The organism is Aquamicrobium ahrensii, assembly GCF_040545755.1.
Lineage (GTDB): Bacteria > Pseudomonadota > Alphaproteobacteria > Rhizobiales > Rhizobiaceae > Mesorhizobium > Mesorhizobium ahrensii.
The window spans coordinates 349,553-367,098 of the sequence record NZ_JBEPMN010000001.1 but is presented as its reverse complement, the minus strand read 5'-3'; the positions used below and the strand labels follow the sequence as shown (position 1 = coordinate 367,098).

The 17,546-nt window shown below is 61.1% G+C and carries 18 protein-coding genes; 10 read left to right on the top strand and 8 right to left on the bottom strand.

The window, feature by feature from the left end:
• Nucleotides 1–6: 6 nt before the first annotated feature.
• On the bottom strand, nucleotides 7–720 hold the full coding sequence (purN, locus tag ABID44_RS01845; RefSeq protein WP_354149970.1) for a phosphoribosylglycinamide formyltransferase: 714 nt from the start codon (nucleotides 718–720) through the stop codon (nucleotides 7–9).
• The gene (gene purM / locus ABID44_RS01840; RefSeq protein ID WP_354149969.1) at nucleotides 717–1,781 is read right to left on the bottom strand and encodes a phosphoribosylformylglycinamidine cyclo-ligase; all 1,065 of its coding nucleotides are present in this window, start codon (nucleotides 1,779–1,781) and stop codon (nucleotides 717–719) included. The genes purN and purM overlap by 4 nt, the downstream gene beginning before the upstream one ends.
• Before the next feature lie 170 nt (nucleotides 1,782–1,951).
• On the opposite strand from purM, the gene ABID44_RS18670 reads away from it, so the two are divergent.
• Genes ABID44_RS18670 through hdaA form a run of 3 tightly spaced genes read left to right on the top strand, consistent with a single transcriptional unit; the run spans nucleotide 1,952 to nucleotide 3,970 of the window.
• Nucleotides 1,952–2,119 (top strand): hypothetical protein, encoded by a 168-nt coding sequence (locus tag ABID44_RS18670; RefSeq protein ID WP_378226736.1) that lies wholly within the window; start codon nucleotides 1,952–1,954, stop codon nucleotides 2,117–2,119.
• Complete coding sequence (locus ABID44_RS01830; protein ID WP_378226735.1) at nucleotides 2,091–3,260, top strand: AI-2E family transporter; 1,170 nt, start codon at nucleotides 2,091–2,093, stop codon at nucleotides 3,258–3,260. Before ABID44_RS18670 ends, ABID44_RS01830 begins: the two co-directional genes overlap by 29 nt.
• 20 nt (nucleotides 3,261–3,280) lie before the next feature.
• Complete coding sequence (hdaA, locus tag ABID44_RS01825; protein ID WP_354149968.1) at nucleotides 3,281–3,970, top strand: DnaA regulatory inactivator HdaA; 690 nt, start codon at nucleotides 3,281–3,283, stop codon at nucleotides 3,968–3,970.
• Nucleotides 3,971–4,044: 74 nt separating this feature from the next.
• On the opposite strand, the gene ABID44_RS01820 is transcribed toward hdaA, so the two are convergent.
• Entirely contained in the window at nucleotides 4,045–4,818 is a 774-nt protein-coding gene (locus ABID44_RS01820) for an O-methyltransferase (protein WP_354149967.1), read from the bottom strand.
• A 68-nt stretch (nucleotides 4,819–4,886) separates the two neighbouring features.
• On the opposite strand from ABID44_RS01820, the gene ABID44_RS01815 reads away from it, so the two are divergent.
• Nucleotides 4,887–6,449, top strand: coding sequence for a glycosyltransferase (locus tag ABID44_RS01815; protein ID WP_354149966.1), 1,563 nt, complete (start codon nucleotides 4,887–4,889; stop codon nucleotides 6,447–6,449).
• A gap of 639 nt (nucleotides 6,450–7,088) precedes the next feature.
• Here ABID44_RS01815 and ABID44_RS01810 read toward each other — a convergent pair.
• The 5 genes from ABID44_RS01810 to ABID44_RS01790 are packed head-to-tail and all read right to left on the bottom strand — an operon-like array spanning nucleotide 7,089 to nucleotide 12,488.
• The gene (locus tag ABID44_RS01810) at nucleotides 7,089–8,120 is read right to left on the bottom strand and encodes an ABC transporter permease subunit (RefSeq protein WP_354149965.1); all 1,032 of its coding nucleotides are present in this window, start codon (nucleotides 8,118–8,120) and stop codon (nucleotides 7,089–7,091) included.
• Nucleotides 8,117–9,169, bottom strand: coding sequence for an ABC transporter permease subunit (locus tag ABID44_RS01805; protein WP_354149964.1), 1,053 nt, complete (start codon nucleotides 9,167–9,169; stop codon nucleotides 8,117–8,119). The genes ABID44_RS01810 and ABID44_RS01805 overlap by 4 nt, the downstream gene beginning before the upstream one ends.
• Nucleotides 9,166–9,978 carry an amino acid ABC transporter ATP-binding protein gene (locus ABID44_RS01800; RefSeq protein ID WP_378226792.1) on the bottom strand — a complete coding sequence of 271 codons (813 nt, stop codon included), beginning with the start codon at nucleotides 9,976–9,978 and terminating at the stop codon, nucleotides 9,166–9,168. The genes ABID44_RS01805 and ABID44_RS01800 overlap by 4 nt, the downstream gene beginning before the upstream one ends.
• Before the next feature lie 19 nt (nucleotides 9,979–9,997).
• A complete protein-coding gene (locus ABID44_RS01795) occupies nucleotides 9,998–11,017 on the bottom strand; it encodes a transporter substrate-binding domain-containing protein (RefSeq protein ID WP_354149962.1) in 1,020 nt (339 codons plus the stop codon).
• A 37-nt stretch (nucleotides 11,018–11,054) separates the two neighbouring features.
• Nucleotides 11,055–12,488, bottom strand: a complete 1,434-nt coding sequence (locus ABID44_RS01790; protein ID WP_354149961.1) for an NAD-dependent succinate-semialdehyde dehydrogenase — start codon at nucleotides 12,486–12,488, stop codon at nucleotides 11,055–11,057.
• A gap of 170 nt (nucleotides 12,489–12,658) precedes the next feature.
• Between ABID44_RS01790 and ABID44_RS01785 the strand changes: the two genes are divergently transcribed.
• The 6 genes from ABID44_RS01785 to ABID44_RS01760 all read left to right on the top strand — a co-directional run bounded on the left by ABID44_RS01785 (nucleotide 12,659) and on the right by ABID44_RS01760 (nucleotide 17,371).
• Nucleotides 12,659–13,561, top strand: a complete 903-nt coding sequence (locus ABID44_RS01785) for a LysR family transcriptional regulator (RefSeq protein ID WP_354149960.1) — start codon at nucleotides 12,659–12,661, stop codon at nucleotides 13,559–13,561.
• Between the two features lie 124 nt (nucleotides 13,562–13,685).
• The gene (locus tag ABID44_RS01780; protein WP_354149959.1) at nucleotides 13,686–14,642 is read left to right on the top strand and encodes a dihydrodipicolinate synthase family protein; all 957 of its coding nucleotides are present in this window, start codon (nucleotides 13,686–13,688) and stop codon (nucleotides 14,640–14,642) included.
• A gap of 49 nt (nucleotides 14,643–14,691) precedes the next feature.
• The gene (locus ABID44_RS01775; protein WP_354149958.1) at nucleotides 14,692–15,240 is read left to right on the top strand and encodes a 3-hydroxyanthranilate 3,4-dioxygenase; all 549 of its coding nucleotides are present in this window, start codon (nucleotides 14,692–14,694) and stop codon (nucleotides 15,238–15,240) included.
• Nucleotides 15,237–16,061 carry an aspartate dehydrogenase gene (locus ABID44_RS01770; RefSeq protein WP_354149957.1) on the top strand — a complete coding sequence of 275 codons (825 nt, stop codon included), beginning with the start codon at nucleotides 15,237–15,239 and terminating at the stop codon, nucleotides 16,059–16,061. Before ABID44_RS01775 ends, ABID44_RS01770 begins: the two co-directional genes overlap by 4 nt.
• Nucleotides 16,062–16,083: 22 nt before the next feature.
• Nucleotides 16,084–16,848, top strand: coding sequence for an SDR family NAD(P)-dependent oxidoreductase (locus ABID44_RS01765; protein ID WP_354149956.1), 765 nt, complete (start codon nucleotides 16,084–16,086; stop codon nucleotides 16,846–16,848).
• Nucleotides 16,849–17,038: 190 nt separating this feature from the next.
• Nucleotides 17,039–17,371 (top strand): hypothetical protein, encoded by a 333-nt coding sequence (locus tag ABID44_RS01760; RefSeq protein ID WP_354149955.1) that lies wholly within the window; start codon nucleotides 17,039–17,041, stop codon nucleotides 17,369–17,371.
• The last annotated feature ends 175 nt before the right edge of the window (nucleotides 17,372–17,546 follow it).

The window sequence follows — 17,546 nt, the reverse complement described above, 5'->3', positions numbered from 1 at the left end:
CGCCGGTCAGGGCGTGAAGCGCGCCAGCGCCTCAAGGTCGACTTCTTCGCGAAGGTCGGCGGGCGACATCAGCAGGCTCTCCGGCTTTTCAACCAGACCCGGGCCGCTGGAAAAGCGGACCTTGCCGTCGGTCATGGCGACTTTTCCTTCAGCCAGCATCTTAAGCGCCAGTACATAAAGGGGATGTTCCGCCCTCAGCACACGCGCAATGAGCGAGGCCTCGTCATCCTCAGCAAGAACCGGAACGGCCGCCTGCGCGATGATCGGACCGTCATCCATTTCGGCGGTCACGAAATGCACGGTGCAGCCATGAACCTTCACGCCGGCTTCAAGCGCGCGCCTGTGCGGTTCGAGGCCCTTGAAGGATGGCAGCAGGGAAGGGTGGATATTGATCATGCGCCCCAGCCACTTTTCCACGAAAGAAGCGGTCAGCAGGCGCATGTACCCTGCGAGCGCGACGATTTCCGCCTTGAACCCTCCAAGGGCTGCGTCAATGGCGGCGTCATGTTGCGCCTTGCTGGCATAGTCGCTGCGCAGCACGGTACGCGTGGGTATGCCGCGCGCGGCGGCCACGCGCAGGCCCTGGGCATCGGCATTGTCGGATATGACGCCGACGATCTCGGCAGGGTAGGCCGGATCGGACGCCGCTTCGATGAGCGCACCCATGTTCGAACCGCGCCCGGAAATCAGCACCACCGTACGTTTGCGCTGGATTGTCATAGGCCGATGGTCCCCCGATAGATCACGCCGGTGTCGCGGCGCGGCACGATGCGGCCGATTGGCGTCACGGTCTCGCCTGTTCCCTGAAGCACGGCGGCGATCTGCGCGGCCTGTCCGGAAGCCACGACGATAACCATGCCGACGCCACAGTTGAAGGTGCGCATCATTTCACCGGCTTCCACGCCGCCGGCCTTGGCCAGCCACGAGAACACCGGCGGCGCCTGAATGCTGTCGAGATCGAGTTCGGCCGAGAAATCCTTCGACAGCACGCGCGGAATGTTCTCCGGGAAGCCGCCGCCGGTGATATGCGCCAGCGCCTTGATGCCATGGGTTTCACGGATCGCCTTAAGCAGCGGCTTCACGTAGATTCTGGTCGGTTCCAGCAACGCTTCGGCCAGCGACTGACCCTTGTCGAACGGCGCCGGATCGTTCCAGCCGAGGCCCGAAGTGGCCACGATACGGCGCACGAGCGAGTAGCCGTTGGAATGCACCCCGGAAGAGGCGAGGCCAAGAAGAACGTCGCCTTCGGCGATATCGTCACTCGGCAGCAACTGGCCGCGTTCGGCAGCCCCCACCGCGAAGCCGGCGAGGTCGTAGTCGTCGCCATGATACATGCCGGGCATCTCGGCGGTCTCGCCGCCGATCAGCGCGCAGCCCGCCTCACGGCAACCCCTGGCGATGCCCCCGACGATGGCTGCGCCCTGTTCCGGGTCGAGCTTGCCGGTGGCGAGATAATCAAGGAAGAACAAGGGTTCCGCGCCCTGCACGACCAGATCGTTGACGCACATGGCGACGAGGTCGATGCCGATGGTGTCGTGCTTGCCGGCATCGATGGCGATCTTGAGCTTGGTGCCGACACCGTCATTGGCGGCAACCAGAACAGGGTCGGTGAAACCCGCCGCCTTGAGGTCGAACAACCCGCCAAAACCACCGATTTCGCCATCGGCGCCCGGCCGGCGGGTGGCGCGCACCAGCGGCTTGATCTTTTCCACCATCAGATTGCCGGCATCGATATCGACGCCCGCTTCGGCATAAGTCAGCCCGGTCTTGCGCTCGGCCATCGCTTTCCCCTTGCTATGGCGGGCTCTTCGCATGAACAGCCCCATCCCGCAAGGTAGCGCAGATGCTGTGGTGCAGGGAATTGGGGAAAGCTCGCCGGGTGAGGCGCAGGTGCGGTCTTCTCTCCCGCCGGAACTTGTGCTGCCGGCCCGCCTTAGCGTTTCCATCACTGGTGAGCGTGGTTGGCGCCGAACTCGCCTCCGGCAAGAGCTTCGGACAATTGTGCGCCTTGCTGATAATCCTGCCCGGCCTCTTGACCGTTGCTTGGGCAGCAGCCTATCTCCTCAACTGGCTGAGGCACATGAGCGGCAATGGCGAAGGCAGCAAGATCCAGAACTGATGAAAGCGCCGCCCCGCCGGACATGTCCTTGACGTTGCGGCGACAAGCGCTGTTCTGGGGCGTGGCGGCCGTCGTGCTGATCATCTTTATGTATGTCTTTTCAGGCATTTTGCTGCCATTCGTGGCTGGCATGGCGCTGGCCTATTTCCTTGATCCCGTAGCGGACCGTCTGCAGCGTCTTGGCCTGTCGCGACTGATGGCCACCATCGTCATCCTCTTCGCCTTTATCGTCGTTCTGGTGTTGGCGGTCGTGGTGCTGGTGCCGGTTCTGGCTTCACAGATGGCTGATTTCGTAGCCAACCTGCCAGATTACATGACACGATTGCAGTCGCTGGTGACGAATTTCGATCCGCAATGGCTGGAGCGTCGCTTCGGTGTCGACGCCGCCGGACTGAAGGAGGGGCTGAATTCGCTTCTGACCTCCGGTTTCGGACTCCTGACGACCTTGTTCCAGTCGATCTGGAATTCCGGCATGGCGCTGGTTTCCGTCGTCAGCCTGCTGGTCGTGACACCCGTCGTGGCCTTCTACATGCTGCTCGACTGGGATCGCATGATCGCCGTGGTCGATAGCTGGGTGCCGCGAGATCATGTTCAAACGGTGCGGACGATCTTTTCCGACATCAACAGGGCGACCGCAGGATTCGTGCGCGGGCAGGGCACGCTGTGCCTCATTCTGGGCTGTATGTATGCCATCGGCCTCACCCTGACCGGCCTCAATTTCAGCATCCTGATCGGATTGTTCGCCGGCCTGATCAGCTTCATTCCCTATGTCGGTTCGCTCACCGGGCTTGTGCTGGCTGTGGGCGTCGCCTTCGTGCAGTTCTGGCCGGACTGGATCATGGTCGTGGCCGTAGCCCTTGTGTTTTTTATCGGCCAGTTCATCGAGGGCAACATCCTGCAACCGAAACTGGTCGGCAAAAGTGTCGGCCTCCATCCTGTCTGGCTGATGTTCGCGCTATTTGCCTTCGGCGCCTTGTTCGGCTTCGTTGGCCTGTTGATCGCGGTCCCGGCAGCCGCCGCCATAGCAGTGCTGGTGCGGTTCGCCCTGTCGCGCTATCTGGAATCGCCGCTCTACAAGGGCACAGCGGATGAAGACGCGCCGGCCGCTGCGCGCAGCGGCGCTTCAGGCGCGGACGACTGACGCCCGGCATGGTGCAACAGATGGACAAGCCCCGACAGTTGCCGCTGGATTTCAGCCACGCCCCGGGCTATTCGCGCGACGAACTGGTCGTTTCACCAGCGAATGAGGAGGCCGTGGCGCTGATCGATCGCTGGCCGGACTGGCCCGCGCCGGTGATGGTGTTGTCCGGCCCGACCGGGGCGGGCAAGACGCATCTGGCGGAAATCTGGCGTTCTGTTTCGGAGGCGATGGCGCTTCATCCGGCGAAGCTTTCGCAGGCGATCGGATTGCTCGATTCCCGGCCGGTGCTGATTGATGACGCCGATGGAGCCGCCATTGATGAAAATGGGCTCTTCCACCTTATCAACCACGTTCGCGCCAATGGCAGTTATCTTCTGATGACCGCGCGGCGCTTTCCGTTGGCGTGGGGGGTGCGCCTGCCGGATCTCGTCTCCCGGCTCAAAGCTGCGCCGACGGTTGAAATCCACGAGCCTGACGACGCGCTGCTCGCCGGTGTGATGACCAAGCTGTTCGCGGATCGACAGGTGGAGGTGGATCTGCCGGTGGTGCAATATCTTGTGCGCCGCATCGAGCGTTCGCTGGCGACAGCCATACGGGTTGTGGAGCGCCTTGATCGCATGGCCCTTGAAGAGCATAGCCGCATCACCCGGGCGCTGGCTGCGGAAGCCGTCAACGCGATGGACGAGGGGCAGGGCGAACTGGGCTTTTAAGCCGGAACGCCTTCACCTAAAACGGACACAGTATCCGGAAAGGCGCCGCGTCCATTTAACCGAGCAGGAAGTGCTTATCGACCTACAAATTTGAGAACGGCGGCATGCTTCTCAAGCGCCGTGTTTTCCTGCTGGATTTCAACCAGTCCGTCAGCCGCCCATCCGGCAACCATTTCCATTTCTCCTGGACGATAATAGTCGTCAACCAGAATGGTGCAGCCTGGCGACAACACATCCTTGAACAGAGGCAGGAAACCGCCCCTTACTTTTTCGGACACGTATTTGGGTGGGCCGTCAAGGAAGGCGAAATCGAACTTTATACCCTTGGCTGCGACGGGCGCGAGGTCATAGAATAATGTGTGTTCACCACTTTCCAACGGTTGCTCAATGACGTCGACGATAATCAGATCGAAAAAATCTTGCGCTCCCCACGCCGAAACATAACCTGCGGCAAGATCGCCAAACTCTTGAAGATGATCGACGGATGTGAGTGTTCCACCATATTCTGCGCAATGTCGGGCGAGAAGCGCCGAACTGAAGCCTGAACCCAGCTCCAGTATCGCTTTGGGCCGCAAGGCTTTCAGTATGTCGTCCATGAAAATCGCGGTGTCCGGCGAAATGGCGTGTCCGCGTAGCGGTGGTATCGGAACCTCGAACCCGGCGCGCAGACGAAGGTCGATGTATGATACGACCTGCTGATAGAGTCGGCGATCAAGATGCCGAAGGTCGCGCGCAATATGCTTCAGCCTGCGGTCCACGAACTTCGGCAGATCGAGTACGGCCGCATCGATGTCTCGGGCCAACCGGAACTGCTCGATTTCCCTGCGGCGTCGCCTTCGGATTGTCATGAAGATGGTTTCTCTTTCATCTCTGCCCTGATTTTGGCAATATTGATGGACTGTGAGGCAAGGAAAGCATGAACGAACGACGCGATAGCGGCAACAGCGGTTCCTCCGACATACATGCCACTCCATCAATCCAGCAGCCGAGTTGTACAAGCTTCTTCGATGAAGTGGCGGAATTAAGGGCAGCCATTCAGCACGAAAAACAGATGCGATTGAAGGCGGAGGCTTTACCCGTCATCTCTTCCGATCTGCAATCGGAGGCCGCCGACCGCGAGGCGAAGCTGAAGAACGAGATCAGAAAGCTGCGTCGACGGCTGATGGATGTAAGCAGGAGGCATGAGGCACTGGTCAACAGCCGGTCATGGCGTATGACTGCGCCGTACAGGTCCGCGGGCCTCATGTTGAAATCGCTTTTCCGTCGAAACGGGGGAGCACGTTACCTCGCACAGAATATGGAGGCCGGCTTCAAGGCGAAGCCGGTCAGTGAATTTGCCCGAAAGGCCATTCCCTCCGGCCTGAAGCAAGCTCTCCAGTGCGACGTATGTATCATCACCAATTGTCGGTTTCCCGGCGGCAACGCCTCTTCCACACTGGATGAAGTCAGAACATTCTCGGAAGCCGGCTTGCAGGTCGCGCTGGTGCACTGCCCCCTTAACGGAAAGATCAAGCCCATTTCGGAGCGCTATGCAACATGGCTGGAGCATATAGTGCATATCGAAGACCTGTCTTCGATAGACTGCAACCTGCTGATCATTCGAGGCCCTCGGGTCATCATGGAAGAGTCGCTCAAAGCTATAGGTCCGATCGTAAAGTCGAAACGAACTGCGTTCGTGATAAACAATTCAGCTTTCCGCCCTGATGGCGCTCTGGTTTTCGGCTGGCGTGAACTGCTGGACCGTGTCGATTCTCTGCCTTGGGAAAATAAGGCCATCCATCCGCTTGGCCCGGCGATCCGTCATGAGGTTCGGGAGGAAGCTCTGTCGGAAGCAGTATCACCGCATGATTGGCCGCCAACCTTCGACGCTGGGGCGATTCCGTTCATCGAACGTGGGCCGATGGTGATGCCGTTTGTCATCGGTCGCCATGGGCGGGATGGACATGAAAAATGGCTTGAGAGTTCTGACGAGCTTTTGAAAGCCTACCCGAGCAATCCATCCGTACAGGTGCGTATAATGGGTGGTGCTGAAAAAGCTGAAAGACTGCTTGGCGTTATACCCGAAAACTGGATGGTTCTCCCATTCGGTGCGCAATCCGTTGCTGATTTCCTGCAGGGGCTCGATGCCTTCGTTTACTTCCCCCATACAGGGCTTAACGAAGCCTTCGGCAGAACCATTGTGGAGGCGATGTTTTCGGGCCTGCCGTGCATACTCCCGCGACGGTTTGCAACGACTTTTGGCGAACTCGCTGTTTATTGTGAGCCAAGTCAGGTCATGGGAGCTCTGGAGCGGCTCGCTTCTGACGACATAAAAAGAAAAGACTTCGTGCGGGCTGTAAGAGAACAGGCTTTCGCGCGCTATGAATCCGCGAGCTTGTTTCTGCGAGCGCCGGAATTGCCGGTGAAATCTGAGATCCCGCAGCCTGAACCGCTCAACGAGGAGTTGTTACGTTACAAGGCGTGGGTAGAGGGCGTTTGAACTGTTTCGCTATCAATCCATACCATTCGGGAAGCGGAAGTTCGTTGGGTTAGTTCATTTGCTTCTTCCGGGGCGTGTCACCTTTGAGATGATCGTCTGAATCTGTTTCGGAAGGCAGTTCACGCTGACGAGCGGGAGAACGGCTTCCTTCCCGATGTGATTTAGAAAAGGATTGTCCGGTTCCGCGGCATTCGGAACAGAGCACGGTTTCGCCAGGGCACTCCGAAGCTATCGTCCCGTCCGGGCAGCCACATGCTGGCCATTGAACGCAATGAAATAAGCGCCCAAGCCCGGCGCATGCTCCGCACACCGGCATGGTGCGGCTCCCCCCAAAAAAACCCCTCTTCTACTTATGCGAGAAAAGAAAACCCGGCAAGTGCCCCCATAGCGTGCGACGTGGTGCGCCAAAGCCCGCTGACCGCCCTCGGTACGCTATAGCCACCCAAGCCGTGCCTGCGCCAAGAGCGGGAGTTGGTCTGTGTGCGAAAAGCGTAGAAACGGCGGCGTCTGATGGTGAAAAAGTTCGAATCGCTTGCGATCGATTGGTGGTTTTCTTTGACACCTCCCGGCTCATTCGCTGGGATAGGCGGCGGGGACCTTGTATCGGATCACATTTGCTTGGACAGGCAGCCGACCGGGTCAGACCCGTTGCCGGCTTTCCTCTATCCGTCTCCCGACGACCGAAATCAGCATGCCCGCTCCCAGGAAGACGAGATAGACGACCAGGAACATCTCCATGGCGAAGCTGCTCCATTCCTGCGTGTTAACCGAGGCGTTGGCCGCGCCCAGAAGCTCGTAATAGCCATAAGTCAGGATCAGCACCGTATCCTTGAACACCATCAGGTTGATATTCATCAGCGCCGGGAAAGACAGGATCACCACCTGGGGCAGGATGATGCGGCAATGGATGCTGAAGCGCCTTAGGCCGAGTGACTGGGCAGCTTCGATCTGACCCTTGTCCAGGGTCAGTAGGGCGCCGCGCAAGGCCTCGGCATAGAAGGCGGACATGGCCAGCACGAAGCCAAGAAGAATGCGCAGGAAGATATTCTCGCCAATCACTGATGGAAGCAGATAGGGCGCGATGACAAGGATCGCAAACATCGTCACGACGGAGGGCAGGGCTCGCATCACCTCGATATAGCAACCGCATAGCGCGACGACATAATCGTTGCCGAAGCGCCGCCCGAAAGCGAGCAGGACACCCAGCGGAAACGCCAGTACGAAGCCGCCGAAGGCGAGCAGAACGGTCAGCGAAAATCCGGTCCAGAGCCGGGACGGAACGTCGGTAAGCAACAGGCCGTCGCCGGCCAGCAGCCAGAACGAAGCCACGAACGCGGCCAGCACCACGCAATAGCTGCGCGACAGGCGCTGGTGAATGCCGGGGAGCGCCCAGATCGCGAGCAGCGCCAGACCCTGGATGATCAATCCGGTGAAGGGCCGCCAGCGCAATTCAGCCGGATAGAAACCGTAGATCAGAAATTCCAGCCGCAGCCGGACGGAAGCCCAGCAGGCGCCGGCCCCGGCCCGACAAGTTTCGGCGTCACCGCTCCAACTGGCGTCGAGCAGGGCCCAGCGGAAGAAGGGCTGCAGCAGGACAGCAAGCAGAGCGAGGAAGATGAGGAAGCCGATCCGGTGGACGCGGCTGTTGGAGCGGGCTGGAAAGCTGGTCATTGTCCGTCCTGTGTTCTCAGCCTGGCATTGATGTGGTTGACGACCAGCGAAAGCGTTCCACAGATCAGCAGGAAATAGAGCCCCATCAGGCTGAGACACTCAACGATGCGCCCGGAAGACGACATCGACAGCCGCGCCACGGAAAACAGCTCGGTGTAACCGATGGCGACGCCCAGCGAAGTGGCCTTCATCACCACCAGATAGGTGTTGAGTGCTGACGGCAAGCCAAAGCGCAGGGCCAGAGGTGCGGTGATCTTGCGGAAGCGGTCGAAGCTGTGCAGGCCGAGCGCATGCGCCGCCTCGATGATGCCCGTGCCGACCGCACCGATCGCCCCGCGGGTGATCTCGGCGATTTCGGCCGCATAATAGAAGGACAGGGCGGCGGTGAGAGCGAGAAATTCCAGCGGAATCTCGAAACCGCTCCGGAAGCCGAACTTGCCCTGCTGCGGCGCTTCGGCATCGAAGCAAAGCCACAGAATCAGCAGCACGCAACCAAGGCTCGCGCACAGGCGGCCAAGCGCCGGAACAGGCAGCCGCCACATCGCCAGTCCCACGGCCAGAACCAGTGCGGCCAACGACAGACTTGTCGTTCCGGCCAGATGCAATTCCGGAAGGACGAGGCCTCGGTTGGACAGGAACACCAGCCCCATGAGATCAGGCGCCTTAGCGGGCGAGGGCAGCAGAATGCCGACGAAATAGAAGAGCAGGATCACGAACAGCACCGGAACATTGCGAAACGCCCCGACATAGAGCTGGCAGACCAGCCTCGCGGTCGGATTGGCAAGCGTGCCGAGCATGCCGATGCCGACCCCGATCAGAGTGGCCAGAAGCATTGCGATCAGGCCGGCCGCCAGCGAATTGACTGCCGCAACCGCAAACGCCGATAGATAGGACCAGGACGGATCCCATGGCAGGACGAGGGAAGATATCGTCAGCCCCGATGCCGAAAGATAGAAGCCGGGCTCCACCGACAGCATCAGGCAAATCGCGAGCGCTGCGACGAGGAGCACACAAACGAGGCCCTGTCTCTGGAAGGAATTCATGCTCATATGGTCCGGATCTGTTCGACGAACTGACGCACGCTGTCATGCTCCGGCGCCGTGAAGAAATTGTGCGGATCGGCGGCCTCTATGATTTCGCCCTTCTCCATGAAGACGATCCGATCGGAGACACTGCGCGCAAAGCCCATCTCATGCGTGACGCACAGCATGGTCATGCCCTCTTCGGTCACCGCGATGATCGTGTCCAGCACTTCCTTGATCATCTCGGGGTCGAGCGCTGATGTCGGCTCATCGAACAGCATGATCCGCGGCTTCATGCACAAGGCCCGGGCGATCGCCGCCCGCTGCTGCTGACCGCCCGACAACTGGGTCGGATATTTTCCGGCCTGATCGGGAATCTTCACCTTCTCCAGAAAATGCAGCGCGAGGCTTTCCGCCTCCGGGCGTTTCATGCCTCGGACCAGCATTGGCGCGAGACAGCAATTCTCGAGAATGGTCATGTGCGGAAACAGGTTGAAGCTCTGGAACACCATCCCGACATCGCGGCGCACCTCATCAATGCGCCGCAGATCGTCGTTAAGGGTGATGCCGTCGACGACAATACGGCCCGCTTGATGGCGCTCTAGACGGTTGATGCAGCGGATGAGGGTCGATTTTCCGGAGCCGGAACGGCCGCAGATAACGATCCTTTCACCGCGCCCGACCGTGAGCGAGACGTCGCGGAGCGCTTGATAGTCGCCATACCATTTGCAAAGTCCGGAGATATCTACCGCGACTTTGTCCGCAATGTTGCCCCGGACGCCCCCGGGGCCGCGAGCGGCGCCGGGTTCATCCTTGCAGGCAGTATTGGTCTTCATCCGAAGCGTGCTCCCGCACTCAGAAGCTGGGTGACCAGAACAGGCCGCCATCGCGCACGAGCCGGTTGTAACCGGGTTCGATCTTGCTGGCGCTGTCCTTGCCGAGGTTGCGGTCATAGATGGCGGAATAGGACCCGACCTGGGTGACGACCTGAAGACCCCAGTCGGCCGGCAGACCCATGAACTTGCCAAGCTCGCCCTCAGTGCCGAGCAGGCGGCGCACCGACGCATTGTCCGAGCTTTTCGCCGCCTCGGCAGCACTTTCGGCGGTCAGCCCATACTGGTCCGCGGCGACGGTGGCGAAGATCACCGAACGGGTGATGTTGTTCCACTGCTCGTCGCCTTCAGCCACCATCGGGCCGAGCGCATCGATGGAGAACAAGTCGTTCAGGATCTCATGCTCGTCAGGATTGGCATAGCCGAGGCGGAAACCCGCCAACAGGGCCGGCTCGGTGGCGAATGCGTCGCAGCGCCCCTTGGAATAGGCTTCCGACACCGCCGTCATCGTATCGAAGGGCAGACTCTTGAAGGTCAGGCCCTGTGCGCGATACCACTCGGCAATGGTCGCCTCGTCGGAGCTGCCCGAGATATGGCAGATGGTCGCGCCCTCAAGATCCTCGAAGGACCGGATCTCATGCTCCTTGCGCGTCATCACCGTGATGCCGGTGAAGAAGTAGGCGGACGGAAAGTTGACCTGGAGACCTGTGTCACGTTCAATGCGGTAGGTGTGGGACGTGGTGGCGACATCGATTTCGCCCGAACGCAGCGCCTCATAGGACGACGCCCAGCCGATCGGCATGATCGCGACCTTTTCGGCGTCGCCGAGCACAGCCGCCGCAAAGGCGCGGCAGTAGTCGACACCGAAGCCGACCCAGCGGTTGTCGTTGTTGAGGCTGTGCCAGCCCGGCGTCGGGTCGCCGACGCCGCAACGCAGTTCGCCGCGTGCCTTTACCCGGTCGAGCACGCCTTCGGCCTGGGCCGCCGGGGTGGCCGCCACGAGAGAGGCGAGGCCGATCAGTGCGGTGGTCAAAAGCTTCATGTGAAATTCCCCATTTTGCTGTCGTTGTTTTCTGCCATCACAACACCATGCGGTGCGAGATATTCTTGACTGTCATGTAGTGGTGCAGGCCTTCGGCGCCGCCCTCGCGGCCATAACCGCTTTCCTTCACCCCGCCGAAGGGGGTTTCCGCCACCGATGCCTCGAGCGTGTTGATCGAGACATTGCCTGCTTCGATTCGCTCGGCGAGCAGGTGAGCATTGCGAGCGGAATGGGTGAAACCATAGGCGGCCAGCCCGAAAGGCAGCGCATTGGCCTGCTCGATGGCCTCATCGATCGAGTCGACCGGATTGATCAGCGCCAGCGGCCCGAATGGCTCGATCTCCAGCGCACGGGCTCCGTCGGGCAACTCGGCGGCGACGGTCAGCGGATAAAAATAACCCTTGCCGGCCGGCCGCTCGCCGCCGGCGAGTATCCGTGCGCCTCGGGCGCGCGCATCTTCGACCAGCGATTCGATTGCCTCCACGCGTCGATGATTGGCGACCGGACCCATATCCGTGGCGGAGTCAAAACCATCGCCGATACGGATCGCCCTGGCGCGCTCGGCAAAAGCGTTGAGAAACGGGCGATAAATGTCCTTGTGGACGAAGAAGCGCGTCGGCGAGGTGCAGACCTGTCCCGCGTTGCGCGCCTTGCGCGACACGCTCAGGGCGGCCGCCACCTCAGGGTCGACATCGTCGCAGACGATGACGGGCGCATGGCCGCCCAGTTCCATCAATACGGGCGTGACGCTGCGCGAGGCGATCTCGGTCAGGTGCTTGCCCACGGCCGTGGAGCCGGTGAACGCCACCAGCCGCACCTGCTCCTTGGGGATCAGGTAGGACGAAATATCAGATGGCACCCCGAACACCAGGTTCAGCACGCCGGCAGGCAGGCCAGCTTCGTGGAAGGCGCGGGCGATGTGCAGCGCGCCAGCGGGCGTTTCTTCGGCAGCCTTGAGGATGATGGAGCAGCCGGACGCCAGCGCACCGGCGATCTTGCGGGCAGGCTGGCTCATCGGGAAGTTCCAGGGCGAAAACGCCGCCACCGTGCCGACCGGTTGATGAATGACTATGTAGCGGATATCGGGAGCACTGGGGATAACCCTTCCATAGGCACGGACGGCCTCGCCGGCGTCCCACTCAAAGAACTCGCAGCCGCGCTGCACTTCAAGCCGGGCCTGGGCGATGGGCTTGCCATGTTCGAGGGTGATCGAATGGGCGATCTCCTCGGAGCGCGCTTTCATCAGCGCGACGGCGCGCAGGATGACCTCGGCCCGCTTCGCCGGCGCCGTCTGCGACCAGATTTTGAAACCCCGCCCGGCAGCCTCGAGCGCATCGTCGAGATCCGCGCGGCTGGCGATCGGCAAGGCTCCTATGACCGATTCATCGGCCGGATTTAGGACCGGGATCGTGTCCTTTCCGGAGCGCCATGCGCCCGCAATATAGAGCTGAAGTTCAGGGTAAGTCGTCATTCTCATACCTTGTTCGTCTGGCTCCGCCAGGGTGCGAGGCTGGCGGTTCCCGGCCCTGCCGGCCTCTGGGGAACAGCTTGATCCGTCCAGACCATGGCATTGACATTTTCATTCATCCAGAATGAATTATCTTATTAATTTATTCCCAGTGGTTATAAATGGAAAAGCCGATGCGCATCGCCATCAAGCAGATCGAGGCCTTCCTCGCCGTTGCCGAGCACAAGAGCTTTTCGGCGGCGGCGCGGCACATCGGTGTGGCTCAGCCGGCATTGTCGACGACTATCCGCGACCTTGAAACCGAGCTCGGTGTGCGCCTGTTCGACCGCACCACCCGGCGCGTGGAGCTTACGCAGGCCGGCGAAGAATTCCGCGCCTCTTCGTCCAAGGTTCTGGAGGATCTCGGCCACGCCGTCCAGAACGCCAGGGATCTCGCGGCGCGGCGGCGGGGGCGTATCCGCATCGCTGCGCCGCCCTTGCTGTCATCGACCATCGTCCCCTGGGCTATCGCTGCGTTTCAACGCGAATACCCCGGCATCACGGTCGAGCTGCTGGATGCCCCAGCGCAGGATATCCGCGAGGAAGTGCTCTCCAGCAACGCCGATTGTGGGCTGGGAACCTTTTCAGCCCACGAGGAAGGTATCGAACGAACCGTTCTGATGCGCGATAATCTCGCTTTGTTCATGCCGGCCGATCATCCGCTGGCGGCAGCCCCCTATGTGCGCTGGGAGGATATGGCGACGTTGCCTTTGATCGCCATGGCGCGCAGCAGCGGCATCCGGCGGCTGATGGAGCTTGGCGCGGAATCGGCCGCGCAGGTCCTGCGCCCGAAATTCGAAGCCTCGCTGGTCACCACGGCGCTTGCCTTCGTGGGGGCAGGGCTGGGCGTCTCCGTTCTGCCTACCTATGCGCTGTCACGCGCCGACCAGCTCGATCTCGTCGCCCGCCCGCTGGTCGATCCAACCGTATCGCGTGACTTGTGCCTGATCCGCGCCAGCGGCAAATCGCTGTCGCCGGCGGTCAGCAGTTTCATCACCGTGCTGCGCAACCATGTGCAGGGCCGCATCCCATCCTGACGGGACCCAAGTCTGGCCTGATTTATAATCATATCTTATTAATTGATAGCAATTTTCATTCTTGAAATATAACTCACCCCCGGATGAAATCGCGGCGCAATGACCTTTTGATGGAGCGCCGTCGATGAAATACAGCAGGGCAGACGCCAAGAGCCATTCCAGGGCCACGATGCGGGGCGTCTGGGCGGCGGCCAATGTGCCTTTCCGCGAGGATGGCGCCATCGATGAGGACGGTTACCGCCGCAATATGGAGCACTGGATCACCGATCTCAGCATCGAAGGCCTGTTCGTGGCCGGCAAGCAGGGTGAATTCTTCTCCATGTCGGTCGATGAGCGCAAGCGCATGTTCGACATCTCCGTCAAGGCTGCCGACGGCCGCGCCCAGACGATCATGTCCTGCTCCGACCAGAACATGGATGTGGTGATCGAACTCGCCCGCCATGCCCAGTCTTGCGGTGCGGACTACATCGTCGTCCATGCGCCGGTGCTGCACTTCTTCAAAGCGCAGGACGAAACGCTGCTGCGATATTACGAAACCATCGCCTCGAAGGTCGATATCGGTATGGCGCTGTGGTCGCACCCCGACAGCGGCTATCTGATGAGCCCCGAATTGTGCAACCGCCTGGCCGATATCGAGACGGTGGTCGCAATCAAATATTCGGTGCCACGCGATATGTACAAGCGCCTGACCGAACTGGCCGGCGATCGCATCCTCGTGTCCACCGCCTCGGAAGAGGAATGGCTGGCAAACATCGTCGAGTTGGGCTGGCAGCTCTATCTTTGTTCTTCGCCGCCCTACACCATGCAAACGAAGGCCGACAGGCGTATACGCGCCTATACCGATCTGGCGTTCGCCGGGAAGTTCGATGAGGCCCACGCCGTCAGCGCCAGCCTCGATCCGGTGCGCGACGCTTTCCGCCGTACGAAGCCCGCGGAGAAGCCGAATGCCCACCAGAAGTATTGGCAGGAGCTTCTGGGACAGGTAGGCGGGCGAGTGCGTGCCCCGCTGCTGGAACTGACGGATGCGGAAAAACGCGCCACACGCGTCGCTTTCGAAAGCTGTGGCCTGAACCTGGGTTGATGCCGACCTGAAACCGGTGCGGCTGCGCCGAAACCAAAGGGAGTGAACAATGGGAAAGTTGAGCGCCTTCAACCTCCAGAAGTGGATCGATGAGCACAAGCACCTGCTGAAGCCGCCCGTGGGCAACCAGCAGGTGTGGAAAGATGCCGACCTGATGGTCACCATCGTCGGCGGCCCCAACCGCCGCACCGATTATCATGACGATCCGGTGGAGGAATTCTTCTACCAGCTCAAGGGCGACATGCTGCTCAAGGTGCATGACACATCGACTGGCGAATTTTACGACGTGCCCATCCGTGAGGGCGACATCTTCCTGCTGCCGCCTCATATCCGCCATTCGCCCCAGCGCCCGCAGGAGGGCTCGATCGGACTGGTTATCGAACCGGCTCGCCCCGAAGGCGAGTTGGATGCCGTGGAGTGGTATTGCTTCGAATGCTCGACCCGGGTGCATCGCGCCGAGGTGGATCTGGAGTCCATCGTCGATGATTTGCCGCCGATCTACGCCAAGTTCTATGCCGATGAAAAGCTGCGCACCTGCCCGAATTGCGGGACGGTCCATCCCGGCAAGGAGCCACCGGACGGCTGGGTTCAACTGTGAGAGCTGCGCCCGCGGCACCTGCGCTGCGGCTGTGCCTGATCGGGTCGGGCGCGATCGGTGGACGCGTGGCGGAACTGCTTGCCGCACATCCCGGAGCACGGATCGATCTGGTGGGTGTCATCACACGCCCCGGCGCGTCCCGCCGCGATTGGTGGTCGGCCGGTTGTCAGCAGATCACCGATCCGGCTGGCCTCGCCGCATTGGCGCCGGATGTGGTGGTTGAAGCAGCCAGTCGTCAGGCCGTGGAGGACTGGGGACATGTCGCCTTGCATGCGGCGCGCGAGTTCATCCTGTGCTCCGCAAGCGCGCTGACCGATGACGCGCTACGCGACCGGCTGACTCAGGTTGCCGGCGCTACGGGGTCGAGAATGGTAATAGCGCATGGCGCTCTCGGCGGCATTCAGGCGATCTCCGCCGCCTCGCTGCGTGCGCTTAACCAGGTGACGCATGTGATCCGCAAGCCGCCTGCGGCCTGGCGCGGCACTCCCGCGGAATGCCTGTTCGATCCCGACGGCCTCGACAAGGCGCTCGTGTTCTTCCGCGGCTCCGCCCGCGAGGCCGCATCGGCCTATCCCGCCAATGCCAATGCCGTCGTCACCACTGCCCTTGCCGGTGTGGGGCTGGACGAGACTCGGGTCGAACTTGTCGCGGACCCGCATACGGACAGGAATGTCCATCAGTTGCACGCCGCGGGTGATTTCGGCATCCTGAATATGACCATTTTGAACGAACCTATGCCCTCGAACCCGAAGACCTCTGACATGACGGCTCTCAGCATCACCCGGATGCTGCTCGACCGCACCATGCCGCTGGTGGTTTAGAGGCAAACCGGAAAGACAGATCATGACTGACACTCCCGCACCTGTTCCGCAGGCCTACAGGCTGGACGGTCGCCGCATCCTCATTACCGGAGCGGCGGGCGGTATCGGCTGGGCGACGGCCCGGACATGCTGCGAACTGGGGGCGGAAGTTCTGCTCACCGACCGCAGCGACTGCGAGCCGAAGGTGCAGGCGCTGCGCGCCGAGGGGCATCGGGCAAGCGCCATGGAGATCGACATTGTCCGCGGCGGCGCGGCCGATGCGCTGGGCGCCTGGGCCGGAGAGATCGACGGGCTGATCGTCGCCAGCGGCCTGTACCGGGTGATGGACTGGGATTCACCCGACTGGGATGCCCAGGCCGACCTTTCCTTCGAGGTCAACCTCAAGGCGCCGATGCATCTGGCGCGGGTCTTCGCTCCCGCCATGGCGGCACGCGGGCATGGGCGCATCGTTTTGATCGGCTCTGTCGCCGGCCATACCGGCGGCACCTTTCCGGGTGTGGCCCCACATTACGGGGTGACCAAAGGTGCGATCCATACGCTGACGCGTTATCTCGCGGCGCGATTCACCCCACAGGGCGTGCTGGTCAACGGCGTCGCCCCCGGCACCATCGACACCGCCATGCTCAGCGAGATCGACGTGCCGGCGGCGGTTGCACGCCAGCCTCTCGGTCGGGCGGCTCGGCCGGAGGAGGTCGCTCTGCCTGTCGCATTTCTCTGCTCCGACGCCGCAAGCTTCATTTCCGGCGCGGTCCTTGACATCAACGGTGGAAATTACCTGCGCACATAATGCGCGCGGAACCGGATAACGGTTCGCCGCCGGCAGCATTGGCCGCCTGATATCGCGTCTCTCGATCCGGTTCTGCCGGGAATGGCGGGTGCTACACGGCTGGCGAACTGGAGATAGGCTCCTTCTTTGCAGGTGCCGACGCCTGTGTCATTCTTCAAGCCAACACTTGGACTGAAGGGCGGGCGTGCAAATGTGGTTATTTCTCAGCGCGTTGGTGATGCTGCCGCTATTTTTGGCGCTTGTGTGGGTTCTGTCGAAATTGCTTTCGCCCTTTTTCAGCGAAACGTCGAATCGGATTTACGTTGCGGTCTCGCTGGCATGGATTATTGCGGGGGCGGCTACTGTGACGCTCGCGAACTACGCCTTCCCGAAACTGGGTATCAAACCCTACGTCATCGGCATTCCTCCCGACTGTCCGCCACAACTATACTTCAATCCTGAGAAGTACGAGATGGGACGCGATCCACTGATGGAGAGAGAGGCGCCGCCTACCCTCGACGGATGCCCGAAACCTTCATTATAGGAAATTACCTCGGCGCTTCGGGTAACCACACGTGTCGATCCCGAACCCGCAATCTGGTATCCTTCGAGCCAGGACAGTGGTCCGGGCCTCACGGCCTACATTTCGAATGCGCCTGCCGGCTTCGCATCGAGCTATTCTGTGATCTGAAATGGAGAAGCTATGAACGGTCTCCGGG